Origin of the sequence: Stutzerimonas azotifigens, from assembly GCF_013522725.1 — a bacterium.
In the GTDB taxonomy this organism is placed as follows: Bacteria; Pseudomonadota; Gammaproteobacteria; order Pseudomonadales; family Pseudomonadaceae; genus Stutzerimonas; species Stutzerimonas azotifigens_A.
The window spans coordinates 180,757-194,698 of sequence record NZ_JAAMRF010000004.1 but is presented as its reverse complement, the minus strand read 5'-3'; the positions used below and the strand labels follow the sequence as shown (position 1 = coordinate 194,698).

Sequence of the window (13,942 nt, the reverse complement as noted above, 5' to 3'; positions counted from 1 at the left end):
GAGCTCCCTTTGAATCGGTGGGCAGGATTAGGCGAGCAACTGGGTGATCTGGCGGCGCAGCGAGTCGAGGGAGAAGGGCTTGGCCAGTATCGGTGCCGAGCGCGCGACGGAACTGCCGGATTCGACGATCTCGATCGGGTAGCCGCTGATGAAAATCACCTTCAGGTCCGGGCGCAGCTTGAGCGCAGGCTCGGCGATCATCACCCCGGAAACGCCACCGGGCAGGCGATAGTCGCTGATCAGCAGGTCCAGCTTGGGCTTGGTGGCGAGGATCTCGAAGGCGCGTGCGGCGTCGGCAGCCTCCAGCACTTCGTAGCCTTCTCCGGCCAGGTAGTCGGATAGCAGGTTCAGAATGGGGGGCTCGTCTTCGACGAGTAGAACGATCTTGGTCGACGGCTGATTCATAAGGGGTCTTCTCGACGCTTCTACGAACGCTTCGATGTATACACAGGGCGGGGAGGTCATGCACGTGGCATATCTGTTCCTGGGTTGGACAGCCGCTGGGCAGCAAGTTCATGAGCAGGCGAGATCGCGGTGTCGTTGGCGTCCTTTTTTGTGATTGGGTGTGGGCGTTGCCCTCATCTTTAAGCCGGTCGCTCCAGCCCTCTGGAAGGGGTGGGGCGTTCAGCGGCTCGTTGGTTCGGCGCAGGGCGGTTAAGCTGCGCACCTTCGACCTCTGGAGAAACGCCGATGCGCGACCCGAAAGAGCTGGAAACCATCACTGAACGGACACTGGACCACTACCGTGGCAGCGCCGAGTCGTTTCGCGAGAACACTCGCGACCATGACGTCAGCCAGAACATCGCGGCGCTGCTGCGGCATATCCGGGCCCCTTCGCCTTTGCAGATCCTCGATCTCGGCTGCGGTCCCGGGCGTGACCTGAAGACTTTCACCGCGCTCGGTCATGTGGCGGTCGGCGTCGATGGCGCCGAGCCTTTCGTCGAGATGGCGCGTGCCGAGAGCGGCTGCGAGGTCTGGCATCAGAACCTGCTGCAGCTGGACCTGCCGGTTGGACGCTTCGACGGAGTCTTCGCCAACGCGGTGCTCTTTCATGTGCCGAGCGCGGCGCTGGCGCAGGTGCTCGGCTGCCTGCACCGCACCCTCAAGCCGGAGGGCGTGCTGTTCTGCTCGAACCCGCGGGGCGACAACCAGGAAGGCTGGAGCGGCGAGCGCTACGGCAGCTGGTACGACTGGCCCGCCTGGCGCGAAAGGCTCCTGACGGCCGGCTTCGAGGAGATCGAACATTATTACCGGCCGTCTGGCCTGCCGCGGGCCCAGCAACCCTGGCTGGCCAGTGTCTGGCGTGCCTGATGCGACGTGCAGGACAGCAGCGGATCGGCAGATTTTTGTGAGGTGCATCGCAGAATGCATGCCGATTTTTGTGGGCGTCATGCGTTTTGCACGGTAATGAAAGCGCAATGTTTTGGTAACTGATTGATTATTAAGGATTAAATATAGGAAACCCGGTTGGCACGGTCGATGCTCTATAGGAGGGAGCTGCACATAACCGGAGTAATAAGAAATGACCCCTGCACAACGTACCCTGACTGCCGCGTTTCCCGAGTTCGAAGTCATCACCACCCCACGCCCGGATGGCGGACTGCTGCTCACCCTGCAAAGTGGTGATCGCAGCATCATCAAGCGCGCCTTGTCCAAGGGCCAGACGCAGACGAACGAACAACTGGAATGGGTGATCAGTTCGATTCGCCGCGACCTCGCGCTGGAAGCCGGCATGTCTCCCGCCATCGCACACCTGCAGAGCCAGAGCCGTACCGGCCTGCCTACTTACGAATACGCCTGAGAAAACGGAGGCTGCGGGCAAATGCACCGCAGCCCCTCGCCGGACCATGAGCCCGGCAGTTGAACCCACCGTGATAGCTGCCTCGTTCGACGTTTCATCCCACCGGGCATGGCGTCGGCACGCAGCGATGAGGATGTCGAAAATGAATGCCATCGATCTGTTGCTACAGGACCATGAACGCATCAAGGACCTGTTGACTCGTCTGACCGAGTCGACCGAGCGTGCAGTCAAGACCCGTACCGAATTGCTGCAGAAGCTCGAAATGGAACTGACGATGCACACGCAGATCGAGGAGCAGATCCTCTATCCGGCCTACAAGGAAGCGGGCGAGAAGGAAGACGTGAAGATGTACTACGAAGCCAAGGAAGAGCACCGCGCGGTGGATTCGCTGGTGTTCCCCGACCTCAAGGCCACCGATCCCTCGACCCTCGAGTTCTCCGGCCGCGCCAAGGTCTGCAAGGAGCTGCTCGAGCACCACATCGAGGAAGAGGAAGAGGAGATGTTTCCCCGGGCGCGCGAGCTGTTCGACGAGGCGCGCCTGGTAGAAATGGGCGAGCAGATGAACCAGCTCAAGGCCCGCATGAAAAAGGAACTGACAGCCATCAAGGCGGCCTAGCTACCCAGCCCTTTCCTTGAGGGAGAGGGCCGAGGCGAGGGGCAGCGGACCAAAAGCCCTGCCATCTCGCGCGGCAGTCACCGATCAAGCCCCTCTCCCTGCGGTGAGAGGGCCGGGTGAGGGCAGCGGTCGAAAGTCCTGCCGCTCTCTCCCGGCACCCATCGCACAGTCCCATCTCTTTCAGAACGCATGCCCTCCTCAGGCATTCACGGGTGCGCCGCCTTCCGGTTCGCGGCTTCCTTGCTCGTCGGCGCGTGGCGCGGACTTCCCTCGTCAGGTCATCGGCATCTCGCCGTGGCAGCCTGCGGCACGCACCTATTGCCGATCTCGGGGCACTCTCGGGGTATGTGAAGGTCAACTAGAGGGTGAGTTTCGACTCGAGAATAAGCTGGCCCAAAGCCGGCATTCCTGAAGGAGGTTTAATCATGCGCTTGACCTATCTACTGCCCCCCGTGCTCGGCCTGTTGCTCGTCGGCTGCGGCCCTGATGAAGACCGTGATCGTGAAGTCACGCCGCCGCCTGCGACCACCGAGCAGCCCGCCACCCCGGCTACCGGAGCAGGCACCGGCACCACTATGGACCCGGCCACCGGAACTGGCGGCGGGGAAGGCACCGCGCCGGCAGACAACGGTAGCGGCCTGGGCACCGGCTCCGGCAGCGGTACCGGCATGGGTGATACCGGTGGCACTGGCGGCACCGACAGCGTAGCCCCGCAGACTGGCACTGGCACTGGCACTGGCACTGGTACCGGTACCAGTCAATAAGGCCGACGGGCCGCAGGCCAGCCCTGCGGCCCTCCGATTCTTCTAGCTGAGGACACCCCATGAAGTTGGGCAATCTCGCGCTTTGTGCATCGCTTGGGCTGCTGTTGGTCGGTTGCTCGCCAGACGAGGAGGAACAGTCGTCGATGGACAACCACGACAACAACCAGCAGGAATTTCAGAACACCGCTACCGATCCGGCTGGTCCTCGGGAAACATCCCCGCCATCGGACATGGCCAACGAGTGACGTTCTGGCAGGTCGCCTTGCAGGCCTGCTAGACGTACTGAGCGGCGGCGAAGCCCGAAGCCCAGGCCCACTGGAAGTTGAAGCCCCCCAGGTGTCCGGTCACATCCAGCACCTCGCCTATGAAATACAGCCCCGGCGATTTGCGAGACTCCATCGTCTTGGACGAGACCTCCTGGGTGTCCACCCCGCCCAGCGTGACCTCGGCGGTGCGGTAACCCTCGGTGCCCGACGGCACCAGCGACCAGCATGAAAGCCGCTCGGCGATGGCCTCCAGCTCGGTGGGAACATACTGCTTGACGGGTTTGGAGACGAACCATTGCTCGGACAGCAGACCGGCCATCTTCTTGGTGAACAGCTCGGCGAGCAGGGTTTTCAGTTCGCTGTTGGGGCGCTCGCGCTGCTGGGTGGTCAGCCAGTCGAGCAGGTCCAGGTGCGGCAGCAGGTTGATCTCGACCGTATCGCCCGGCTGCCAGAACGATGAAATCTGCAGGATTGCCGGGCCGGATAGACCGCGATGGGTGAACAGGATGTTCTCGCGAAAGCTCTGGCCATTGCAGCTCACCAGGCAATCTTCCACCGATGTTCCGGACAGCTCGCTGCACAGTGCCTTGAGCTGTGGATCGGTGAGCGTGAAGGGCACCAGGCCCGCACGGGTCGGCAGCACGTCGTGGCCGAACTGGCGCGCGACCTGATAGCCGAAGCCGGTGGCGCCCAACGTGGGGATCGACAGGCCGCCGGTGGCGATAACCAGCGACTGACAGGTGACCGCTCCGGCGCTGGTTTGCAGCTGGTAGCCCGATTCGCTCCGCTCGATCTGCTGGATGTGGGTCTCCAGGCGCAGTTCCACCCCCGCTTCGCGGCATTCGTCGAGAAGCATCCCGAGGATGTCGCTGGACTTGTTATCGCAGAACAGCTGGCCGAGCTTCTTCTCGTGATAGGGCACGCCATGCTTGGCCACCAGCGCGATGAAGTCCCATTGGGTGTAGCGCGCCAACGCCGACTTGCAGAAGTGCGGATTGCCCGATAGAAAGTTGGCCGGCTCGGTGTACAGATTGGTGAAGTTGCAGCGGCCGCCGCCCGACATCAGAATCTTCTTGCCCGCCTTGTTGGCATGGTCCAGCAGCAGCACGCGGCGGCCGCGCCGCGCGGCGACGAACGCGCACATCAGGCCTGCCGCGCCCGCACCAATGATCACCACATCGCTCGTCTGCACTCGTTTCCCCTCGCATCGAAGGCGCGCATGGTAATGGATAGCTCGCCCGCTGTGACCTCGCCGTTTGGCGGCTCGCCAGACGTCCGCTCGAGGACGCGAGCCGCTAGGCTGTCAAAGACTCAACCTCATGCCCCGGTGGGAAATTGATGCGCGCCTCGTCCTGGTTGCTGTTTCTCATACTCCTCATGGCGGGCCATGCGCCTGCCGAGCCCCTGCGGCTGGCGGCAAATGCCTGGCCTCCCTATACCGACCAGCGTTTGCCCGGCAACGGGTTGGCCGTCGAACTGGTGACCACCGCGTTGCGGCGCGCGGGTTACGAGGTCGAGTACGTCGAGGTGCCCTGGAGCCGGGTGATGCATGGGCTGGTGCGCGGCGACTACGACCTGGCCAGCGCCTGGTACAGCCCGAAACGGCTGGGATTCGCCGCCTATTCGCAGCCTTACCTGACCAACCGCCTGCGCTGGGTCGCTCGCCATGGCAGCGCGATCGATTACGAGGGGCCGCGAAGCTTGCGCCCCTATCGCCTCGGATTGGCTCGTGGCTACGCCTATTCGCCTGAACTCGAGCAGGACGCCGAGCTGGAGAAGGTCGAGGTCGCCGACTTCGTAAGCGCCGCGCGCATGCTCAGCGCCGGGCGTATCGACTTGGCCCTGGAGGATGAACAGGTGGTGCGTCATCACCTGCGCAACGAACTGCGCCTGGTCCGCGAGGCGTATGAGATGCTGCCCACCGCATACAGCGAGAATGGGCTGTCGCTGCTGGTCCGCCGTGGGCATCCGCACGTCGTCGAAATCGTCCAGGCGTTCGACCGTGAGATCGCCCGGATGCAGGCCGATGGCAGCTACCGGGACATTTTCCGGCAGTTCAACCTGCCGGTGCCCTGATCAGGCGGTGTTGGCCTTGGCGCTGTGCTTCATGACGTGCACCGCCATGCTTCGCAGCGGCGCCAGCTGGCGGCAGATCAGCCCGAGTTGGGTCTGTACCAGGCGGTGGGCGTCATCCATGTCCTCGGGGGCTTGCTCCAGGCGCTGTGCCAGTGCCTGCTCCTCTTCGCTGTAGATCTCCACCGGGCGGTTTTCCCGTAGCGCCAGCGCCAGCTCGTCGAGGGTGGCGGCCAGGCGCTCGGCGGCACCGTCGAGCAGTTCGTCGCTGGCGTCGTCCGGCAGGCTTTCGCGGTGGGCGCCCAGGCCTGAAATGTAGTTGAGCAGCGTGTGGGAAACGATCAGGAAGCGAAAGCCGGTCTCGGCTTCCTTGCGAAAGCGCCCGGGCTCCAGAAGCATGTTCGACAGCGTCGTCGAGAGTGCCGCATCGGCGTTGTGGGCGTTGCGCCGTGCCAGGCGGTAGGCCAGGTCGTCGCGCTTGCCGGTGTCGTATTGCGACATGATCTGGCGCAGGTAGTCGCTGTTGCAGCTGAGCGTATTGGCGAGCACCTGATTGAGTCGGCGCCCCTGCCAGTCTGGCAGGATCAGGAACACCGCCGCGGCGGCGATCAGGCTGCCGAGCAGGGTATCGAACAGCCGCGGCCAGATCAGCCCGTACCCGTCGCCCACCTGGTTGAAACAGAACAGCACCAGCAGCGTGATGGCGGCGGTGGCCAGCGTGTAGCGTGTGGTGCGGCTGACGAAGAACACCACCCCGGCCACCACGGCGAACAGGGCCTGCACCTGCTGGTTGGGAAACAGGTCGAACAGCGCCCAGCCGGCCAGCAGGCCGAGCACCGTGCCGGTCACCCGCTGGACCAGCTTGACCCGGGTCGCGCCGTAGTTGGGCTGGCAGACGAACACCGTGGTCAGCAGCACCCAATAGCCCTGCTCGGGATGGATCGCATGCAGCACGGCGTAGCCGCAGACCAGCGCGACCGACATGCGCAATGCGTGGCGAAACAGCAGCGAGGTGGGCGTCAGTTGCAGGCGGATACGGGCAAAGGCATCACGCAGCGATTGCGGGTGACGGTTGAGCAGGCTGCTGTCCTGCTGACCTTCCACGGTGTCCGGGTTGCTGGCCCCGGCGAGCTGGCGTTGCACCGTGCCGAGGTTGCCCGAGAGCGCTCGTAGCGAGCGCAACAGCCCTCGCCAGGCCGGGTTGTTCTGCTGACGCAGGTGGTCGAGCGAGGCATCGAGGTCCGCCATCGCCTGGGCGTTGACCTCGCTGTATTGGAACGGTTGGCGCAGGCGGATGGCTTCGCCCAGCTCGATGCAGGCACTGGCCTGCAGGCGCAGCAGGCGCTGGCAGCGAAACAGCACGTCGCTGTGGAAGAACGCCTCGGCCAGTTCCTGATAAGGGTAGTGGGACGAGCTGACCCGCTCGTGCAAGTCCTGGGCAAGGAAGTACAGGCGCAGGTAACGGCTGATGGTGACGCCTGGACGACCCTGGCCGAGGCGGTTGAGCAGGGTTTCCTTGGCGGTGTTGAGGGCGGCGACCACTCGGCCGTTCTGCCGGGCCAGTTCCAGGCGACCGGCCTCCACGTCCATCTGCCGCACCGGCTCGAGCAATGCGGCCTTGAGCTTGATGTACTGCGCCAGCTCCCGGTACACCCGCGCCAGGCTCTGCTGCACGGGTTGGTGGGCGAACAGCGCATTCCACAGCACCGAAAGCAGCCCGTACCAGGCCGCGCCGCCGACCAACAGCAGGGGATCGCGCCAGAAATCGGGGCTCTCTCCGCCACGCTGGTCGGCGGAGATCATGCTGTAGACCGAGAGGATCAGCGTGGCCGAGGCGATGGTCGCGTAGCGCTCGCCGAGGGCGCCGAGCATGACCAGGGCGAAGGCCGAAGCCGCCAGCCCTGCGGCGAACAGGAGCGGATAGGGGAACAGCAGCTCCACCGCGATGGCGGCGATGCTGAAGCAGAACAGGGTGACCAGCAACGCGGTAAGCCGGCCGAGCCAGCTGTCGTCGGTCTCGGCCAAGGCGCTGGCGATGATGCCGAGAAACAGCGGGATCACCAGTGCTGGGTGATCCAGGTACCAGGCTAGGCCCATGGTGCTGGCCAGGGCGATAAACACGCGCAGGCTGGAGCCGAATTTCTCCAGTGCCCAGAGTCGGCGCAAGGAATGGCGAAGGGAGGGTGAAACCATGCAGAACGGGCCCTGTTTCGAAGCGAATGCCGATCTTGGACGCTGCACATGACAGCCTGTCACAGGAGTGGCGAAAGAATCTTCAGCAAAGCAAGGCTTGTACCGAGTCGGCCCCGGCGCGCCTGTCCGCCACCCGGTTATCGGGCGACGGCGGGCAACGCTTGAAGCGCCATGTTATCGGGCAATGCTCAGAGTTCGCGCACCCTGAGCGAGCGGCCCTTGATCTTGCCCTCGTTGAGTCGCTTGAGCGCCTGGCGGGCCACGCTGCGCTCTACCGCGACGAAGGCCTGGTAATCGAACAGGGCGATCTTGCCGACCTGCGTGCTGGCGATACCCGCGTCGCCGGTCAGCGCGCCGAGAATGTCGCCGGGGCGCAGCTTTTCCTTGCGCCCGGCACCGATGCAGAGGGTTTTCATGGGCGGTTGCAGGGGCTCGCCGGCCTTGGGCTTGAGGCTCGAGAGCGGATGCCAGTTCAGCGGCGCGCGTTGCATCTCCTCGATCGCTCGGGCGCGCTGCGCTTCGGCCGGAGCCACCAGGCTCATGGCCAGGCCCTTGTGCCCGGCGCGACCGGTACGACCGACGCGGTGGACGTGGATCTCGGCATCGCGCGCCAGCTCGACGTTGATGACCATGTCCAATGTCTCGATATCCAGCCCGCGGGCGGCGACGTCGGTCGCCACCAGCACCGAGAGGCTGCGGTTGGCGAACATCGCCAGGACCTGGTCGCGGTCGCGCTGTTCCAGGTCGCCGTGCAACGCCGCCGCCGAAATGCCTTCGGCGGTCAGGTGCTCGACCAGGTCCTGGCATTGCTGCTTGGTGAAGCAGAACGCCACGCAGGACTCGGGGCGATAGCTGTTGAGCAGTTGCACGACGGCTTCCATTCGCTCCTGCGGGTCGATTTCGTAGAAGCGCTGCTCGATCTGCTGGTCGTCGTGCAATGCCTCGACCTTGACCTGCTGCGGGTCGCGCATGAAGGTCGCCGACAGCTGCTTGATGCCGGCCGGGTAGGTGGCCGAGAACAGCAGCGTCTGCCGCTTGGCAGGCGTCTGGCCGATGATCTCGGCGATGGCGTCGTAGAAGCCCATGTCGAGCATGCGGTCCGCCTCGTCGAGCACCAGGGTGTTGAGCCCGTCGAGCACCAGCGTGCCTTTCTTCAGGTGTTCCTGGATGCGTCCCGGCGTACCGACGATGACGTGCGCGCCGTGCTCCAGCGAGCCGATCTGCGGGCCGAACGGCACGCCACCGCAGAGGGTGAGCACCTTGATGTTATCGGCGCTGCGTGCCAGCCGGCGAATTTCCTTGGCGACCTGGTCGGCCAGTTCGCGGGTCGGGCAGAGCACCAGTGCCTGACAGCCGAAGTAGCGCGGGTTGAGCGGGTCGAGCAGGGCGATGCCGAACGCCGCGGTCTTGCCGCTGCCGGTCTTGGCCTGGGCGATGAGGTCCTTGCCCTTGAGCATCACCGGTAGGCTCTGCGCCTGGATCGGCGTCATCTGCGCGTAGCCGAGGGATTCGAGGTTGGCCAGCATGGCTGCGGACAGGGGAAGGCTGGAAAAGGCGGAGCTGGACACGGCGGTATCTTCAGAAGGGAAACGGCAGGCAGTTTAGCAGGGCGCCCGGCGATAAACCGGGCCGCCCGTGCGGCGTCGAGGTTATCGGTCGGCTTGCCGCTCGGCGAGGCGCTGCTCCGGGCTTTCATCATTCCCCCCGGCATCCTGAAGGCGGACGTAGCGAACCGCCCGCACAGTCAGCTGACACCTCAGGTAAAGGTTTTCTTCCGGCCAGATCGAAGGTGCGACCCCGTAGCGGCGGTCCAGGCCAGCCGCCCAGGACCGCATCGTCGCGCGCGAATCGGTGCAGAAGTGGGAGGCAGATCGACGGACGAGCGCTGGTCGGAGCGACCCGGGCCGCGTTAGGGTGAGCGAACGATTGGGTGGTGGCGTCGGTCTCACCCTGACATTCGTTTCAAAGGAGAACTCTTTTGCGCCGTTGTTTACCCCTCATGCTGGCGTGCGCGCTGGCCGGCCCGGCACTTGCTGATGACCCCACCCTTTATGGCCGTTACGAATACATTCGCGTCGACGACATCGGCAAGACGCTCAAGGCCAAGATGGACACCGGTGCCATGACGGCGTCGTTGTCGGCCAAGGACATCGAGCGTTTCGAGCGCGACGACGAAGAGTGGGTGCGCTTTCGCCTGGCCATCGACGACGCCGACGACACCCTCTACGAGCATCGCCTGGTGCGTATCAGCGAGATCAAGGTGCGTAGCGAGGAGCGCCGCGATCCTGATGACGACAACGATGAGGAAGCCACGCCCAACGTCGCCGAGCGTCCGGTGGCCGAGATGGAAATCTGCCTGGGCGACGAGCGTCGCACCATCGAGGTCAACCTGACCGACCGTTCGCGCTTCACCTATCCGCTGCTGATCGGCACCTCCGCGATTCGTGAACTCGACGCGGCCATCGATCCGTCACGCAAGTACACCGCCGGCCAGCCACAGTGCTGACCTGGAGGTGAGTCCCGTTAGCGCAAGCGCTGCTGGGGTTTGACGAAAACCGCGGTGGTCAGCGGCGGCACGCTGAACTCGCCGTTGGTTATGGTCGATTCGCGGCTGCGCCGGTCATGCGCATTGCGCAACACCGGATGCAGCTGGTAGCTCACCGCACCGGGCAAGCGCACGGCCTGCGCGCTGGCGTTGATCACCACCATAAGCCCGTCATGGTTCGGGTCCAGGTTCCGGCCGATTCCCGGGCCGTCGTCCAGGCTGAACGCCAGGACGCCCGGCAACTGCTGCGGCCCGGTGTTGTGGAACTGCAGGCGACGCTGGACCTCTCGCGCATTGTCGAGCTGGAACAGGCGGCTGCCACTGCGGATCTTCAGCAGCTCGAGAAACCCCTGGCGGGCGGCTTCGATATGAGCCGGTGCCGGTTCCGCATTCGGGTCGGCGATGATCTGGCGGATCAGCGGCCAGTTGTCGCCGTCCTTGTCTTCCCTCGGCAGGCCCTTGTTCCAGTTGTTGTCCGCGTAGCTGAAGTCCACCGCATTGAACCAGTCGCCGGAATCGTAGCTGTCACGCTCCATGGACTTGGAGCGCAGGATGTCCGAGCCCATGTGGATGAACGGGATTCCTTGGCTGAGCAGCGGCACCGCCAGGGCCACCAGCTGGGCGCGTACCCGGTCCGCCGTGGAGAGCGAGGCGGGCAGCTTGTACTGGTTGTTGTCCCAGAGCGTCTGGTTGTCGTGCTTGGAGACGTAATTGATGGTCTCCTGCGGATCGAGCGTATAGCCGGCCGGCTGGCCGTTGTAGTCGATCTCGGCGCCGCGCCTGAGGCTGCCGTCGGCACTGACGAAGCGGTAATCGCGCAGGCCGCCGGCCACGCCCACACGGATCAGATCGGTCAAGTGCAGCAGCCTGGCCCACGCTTCGGCGCCGCCTGAATTCAACTCGTTGGGCATCACGAACAGACCATTGGCGAAGCCCTGGTTGCGGCGGATGTCCGACCCGCCATCGAACGGACTGCCACCGCGTACGGCGTCGCGCTGGCGATCGTTGAAGGTGCCGATGCCAGTGCCGGCCATGTTGAGTTGGGTCGCGTTGATGCCCCTTGCGTTGTCGGCAACTTCCCCGAAATCCCAGCCTTCTCCATAGAAGTAGGTGCTCGGGTCGATCTGCCGCACGGCGCGGTAGGCGGCCTGCAGGTTGCTGCGCATGTGGTGTCCCATCAGGTCGAAGCGAAAGCCGGCGATCTTGTAGTCGCGCGCCCAGACCCGAAGCGAGTCGACCATCAGCTTTTCCATCATCCGGTGTTCGCTGGCGGTGTTCTCGCAGCAGCTTGACTGCTCCACCGCACCGCTGGCGGGGTCGCGACGGTGGTAGTAGCCGGGGACGATGCGGTCGAGCACCGACTGTTCGCCCAGACCCGAGGCGTGGGTGTGGTTGTAGACCACGTCCATCACCGCCGCGAGATCCCGCTGCGCCAGCGCCTGCACCATCTGGCGGAATTCGAGGATGCGCCGGGGACCCTCCGCCTCACTGGCATAGCTACCTTCCGGCACGCTGAAGTGGAACGGGTCGTAACCCCAGTTGAAGCTGTCCAGCGCACGCAGTTCGTCATAGAGCGCCTGCGCCTGGCCGGTGCCGGGATCGAAGCCTTCGAGCACCGAACGGATGCTCTGCCCGCCGCAAAGCCCGGCCCACTTTTCTCGCGCGGAGGTCGAGCGCTCGCAGAGCCTGGCGAAGGGATCGTCGATGTCCACCCGTTGCGCGGGGTCCTCGTCGACCGTGGCGATGTCGAACACCGGCAGCAGCTGCACGTGGGTCAGGCCCGCCTCGCGCAGCGCCTGAAGGTGGCGTACGCCTCGGCCCTGCGGCTGGGCGAAGGCGAGGTACTTGCCGCGCAGGTCGGCCGGCAGTTCACGGTCGCTGGCGCTGAAGTCGCGCACATGGGTTTCGTAGATGATGGCCGCTTCGGGGTGGGACACGCCGGGGCGCTTGAGCGAATCCCAGCCGGCGGGCTTGAGATCGCCGTCCTCCAGGTTAACGACCTGGGCGTATCGGCCGTTGGCCGACAGGCTCAGGGCATAGGGATCGGACACCAGGCTGGTCTCGATCCGCCCGGTAATCGGCTGATAGGCCGTGACCTCGTACTGGTAGTAGTGCCGATCCAACTGCCTGTCGCCGCGATAGCGCCAGACGCCGCGACGTTCCTGCATCGGCTTGGGAAAGCCGGGCAACAGGCGCTTGGCCTGGTCGAACAGGTGCAGCCTGACGCGCTGGGCGGTCGGCGCCCAGAGCGCGAATTCCACGCCTGCAGCGTCTACTCGAGCGCCCAGCTCGCCTTCGTGGCTGAACAGCAGGTCCAGCGCGGCTGGCGTCTGTACCTGGGTCGCGCTGCTGACCCGACCCTGGGCGTCATAGCCGACCACCACCAGTTGGCTCTTGAACGCTTCGCGCAGTTGAGCGGCCCTGGCCTGGAAGGCATAGGCCGGCTGGTCGGCCAGGTGCGGGAACTGCTCTTTGAGTGCCTTGCGCAGCGTCGCCGGGCGTAGCGCAAGGGCCTGGCCGCCCTGAACGCTGCGTTGCTCGCCATCGATGCGGATATCTGCCGTCGGCGAGTAGCGCAACTCGAGCCGCGACGACGTTTGTTCGCCTTCATAGATCACCAGCGTATAGGCATCGAGCCAATGGGCTCGGGCGCCGTCGATGGCGACGCCTGGTGCGGAAAGAGGGGTGCCGGACAGCCGGGCGTCACCGCTGCGACTGAAGGCCCGATGGCCGAGCTCGTCCAGGCGCCAGACGTGGTCCAGCCCGCCCAGATCCTTGGTGTCGCCCTTGTGCATGATCAGGTTCAGGCAACTGGCGTCCACCGTTAGCGGGATGCGGTAGTAGGCACCTAGCTGCGGGTCGACGCCCGATGCGGTCAATGGCCGGTCCCAGCCGGTCTCATCGCGCACGCCGCTGCATTGGGGCGTGTCCCACAGGTGCAGGCCCCAACCGGCGTAATCGCCATCGTCTCGCTGGTAGTAGAGCAGGGCTTCGTCCGTGGCCGGCTCGAGCGGCTCGGCGAGCGCGGCCTGGGAAGCCAGCAGGCCGGCGAACAGGAAAGGAAGGCAGACATGAAGCAGAGAAAATCTGGACATGGGCATCACCGGATTTGTGCGGGACCGCCGTCGGCCATGTGCCGAGCGTCCCTTGTTGTTGTCACCGCTGCGCGATGATCGGCAATGCGTCGCCAGGCAACATCCTCCATCGCCGCCCAATCGGGGGCGTAGTGCGGGGAAGCGATAGCCTTTGGCCATGGGGCAGCCGGGCGGCTCGGGGGTGAAAAAGGTGCCCGGTAGGCTCTTCGAAGGGCGTTCTGCGCTCAAGGACGCATGATTGCGACCAAAGTCTTAACGGCTTAAACCTTAATGCCTGCTAACTTGGACCCGGCATAACAACAACAAAATCTGGAGGGCTTATGTCCAGTACCAAACAAGAAGCCGCAACGGCTTATTGGAAAGAAAACTTGCGATTGATGCTCTGGCTCCTTGCGATCTGGTTCATCGTGTCATTCGGCTTCGGGATTCTCCTGGTCGATCAGCTCAACGCCATCCAATTCTTCGGTTTCCCCCTGGGCTTCTGGTTCGCTCAGCAGGGATCGATCTATGTGTTTGTAATCGAGATCTTCGTCTACGTGATGATGATGAACAAACTCGACCGCAAATACGATTTGCACGAAGAGTGAGG

The 13,942-nt window shown here is 64.4% G+C and carries 13 protein-coding genes; 8 read left to right on the top strand and 5 right to left on the bottom strand.

The window, feature by feature from the left end; genetic code table 11:
• Positions 1-27: 27 nt before the first annotated feature.
• Positions 28-405, bottom strand: coding sequence for a response regulator (locus G7026_RS09520; RefSeq protein ID WP_181070530.1), 378 nt, complete (start codon positions 403-405; stop codon positions 28-30).
• Between the two features lie 285 nt (positions 406-690).
• Between G7026_RS09520 and G7026_RS09515 the strand changes: the two genes are divergently transcribed.
• From G7026_RS09515 to G7026_RS09495, 5 genes are all read left to right on the top strand, one after another.
• Complete coding sequence (locus G7026_RS09515; protein WP_181070529.1) at positions 691-1,311, top strand: class I SAM-dependent methyltransferase; 621 nt, start codon at positions 691-693, stop codon at positions 1,309-1,311.
• A gap of 211 nt (positions 1,312-1,522) precedes the next feature.
• Positions 1,523-1,801: a DUF3509 domain-containing protein gene (locus G7026_RS09510; protein ID WP_181070528.1), complete on the top strand. Its 279-nt coding sequence runs from the start codon at positions 1,523-1,525 to the stop codon at positions 1,799-1,801.
• Positions 1,802-1,943: 142 nt separating this feature from the next.
• Positions 1,944-2,417, top strand: coding sequence for a hemerythrin domain-containing protein (locus G7026_RS09505; protein ID WP_181070527.1), 474 nt, complete (start codon positions 1,944-1,946; stop codon positions 2,415-2,417).
• 425 nt (positions 2,418-2,842) lie between these two features.
• Positions 2,843-3,181, top strand: coding sequence for a hypothetical protein (locus G7026_RS09500; RefSeq protein ID WP_181070526.1), 339 nt, complete (start codon positions 2,843-2,845; stop codon positions 3,179-3,181).
• Between the two features lie 59 nt (positions 3,182-3,240).
• Entirely contained in the window at positions 3,241-3,426 is a 186-nt protein-coding gene (locus tag G7026_RS09495; protein WP_181070525.1) for a hypothetical protein, read from the top strand.
• Between the two features lie 28 nt (positions 3,427-3,454).
• Here the strand turns inward: G7026_RS09495 and G7026_RS09490 are convergent, their stop codons facing one another.
• On the bottom strand, positions 3,455-4,639 hold the full coding sequence (locus G7026_RS09490) for a BaiN/RdsA family NAD(P)/FAD-dependent oxidoreductase (protein ID WP_181070524.1): 1,185 nt from the start codon (positions 4,637-4,639) through the stop codon (positions 3,455-3,457).
• 146 nt (positions 4,640-4,785) lie between these two features.
• On the opposite strand from G7026_RS09490, the gene G7026_RS09485 reads away from it, so the two are divergent.
• Positions 4,786-5,523 (top strand): substrate-binding periplasmic protein, encoded by a 738-nt coding sequence (locus tag G7026_RS09485; protein WP_181070523.1) that lies wholly within the window; start codon positions 4,786-4,788, stop codon positions 5,521-5,523.
• On the opposite strand, the gene yccS is transcribed toward G7026_RS09485, so the two are convergent.
• Both yccS and dbpA read right to left on the bottom strand, forming a co-directional pair.
• On the bottom strand, positions 5,524-7,713 hold the full coding sequence (yccS, locus tag G7026_RS09480; protein ID WP_181070522.1) for a YccS family putative transporter: 2,190 nt from the start codon (positions 7,711-7,713) through the stop codon (positions 5,524-5,526).
• A 188-nt stretch (positions 7,714-7,901) separates the two neighbouring features.
• Entirely contained in the window at positions 7,902-9,281 is a 1,380-nt protein-coding gene (dbpA, locus tag G7026_RS09475) for an ATP-dependent RNA helicase DbpA (RefSeq protein WP_181070521.1), read from the bottom strand.
• 431 nt (positions 9,282-9,712) lie between these two features.
• On the opposite strand from dbpA, the gene rloA2 reads away from it, so the two are divergent.
• Positions 9,713-10,219, top strand: a complete 507-nt coding sequence (gene rloA2, locus G7026_RS09470; RefSeq protein ID WP_181070778.1) for a retropepsin-like aspartic peptidase RloA2 — start codon at positions 9,713-9,715, stop codon at positions 10,217-10,219.
• A 17-nt stretch (positions 10,220-10,236) separates the two neighbouring features.
• On the opposite strand, the gene pulA is transcribed toward rloA2, so the two are convergent.
• The gene (gene pulA / locus G7026_RS09465; protein ID WP_258190224.1) at positions 10,237-13,353 is read right to left on the bottom strand and encodes a pullulanase-type alpha-1,6-glucosidase; all 3,117 of its coding nucleotides are present in this window, start codon (positions 13,351-13,353) and stop codon (positions 10,237-10,239) included.
• Between the two features lie 320 nt (positions 13,354-13,673).
• Here pulA and G7026_RS09460 point away from each other — a divergent pair, with 320 nt between their 5' ends.
• The gene (locus G7026_RS09460; protein ID WP_178079529.1) at positions 13,674-13,940 is read left to right on the top strand and encodes a DUF4212 domain-containing protein; all 267 of its coding nucleotides are present in this window, start codon (positions 13,674-13,676) and stop codon (positions 13,938-13,940) included.
• Positions 13,941-13,942 lie beyond the last annotated feature (2 nt).

Coding starts and splice junctions, on each gene's coding strand:
- G7026_RS09510 (WP_181070528.1), top strand. CDS start 1,523: ATGACCCCTGCACAACGTACCCTGACTGCCGCGTTTCCCGAGTTCGAA.
- G7026_RS09460 (WP_178079529.1), top strand. CDS start 13,674: ATGTCCAGTACCAAACAAGAAGCCGCAACGGCTTATTGGAAAGAAAAC.
- G7026_RS09500 (WP_181070526.1), top strand. CDS start 2,843: ATGCGCTTGACCTATCTACTGCCCCCCGTGCTCGGCCTGTTGCTCGTC.
- G7026_RS09485 (WP_181070523.1), top strand. CDS start 4,786: ATGCGCGCCTCGTCCTGGTTGCTGTTTCTCATACTCCTCATGGCGGGC.
- yccS (WP_181070522.1), bottom strand. CDS start 7,713: ATGGTTTCACCCTCCCTTCGCCATTCCTTGCGCCGACTCTGGGCACTG.
- rloA2 (WP_181070778.1), top strand. CDS start 9,713: ATGCTGGCGTGCGCGCTGGCCGGCCCGGCACTTGCTGATGACCCCACC.
- G7026_RS09495 (WP_181070525.1), top strand. CDS start 3,241: ATGAAGTTGGGCAATCTCGCGCTTTGTGCATCGCTTGGGCTGCTGTTG.
- G7026_RS09505 (WP_181070527.1), top strand. CDS start 1,944: ATGAATGCCATCGATCTGTTGCTACAGGACCATGAACGCATCAAGGAC.
- G7026_RS09515 (WP_181070529.1), top strand. CDS start 691: ATGCGCGACCCGAAAGAGCTGGAAACCATCACTGAACGGACACTGGAC.
- G7026_RS09520 (WP_181070530.1), bottom strand. CDS start 405: ATGAATCAGCCGTCGACCAAGATCGTTCTACTCGTCGAAGACGAGCCC.
- pulA (WP_258190224.1), bottom strand. CDS start 13,353: ATGTCCAGATTTTCTCTGCTTCATGTCTGCCTTCCTTTCCTGTTCGCC.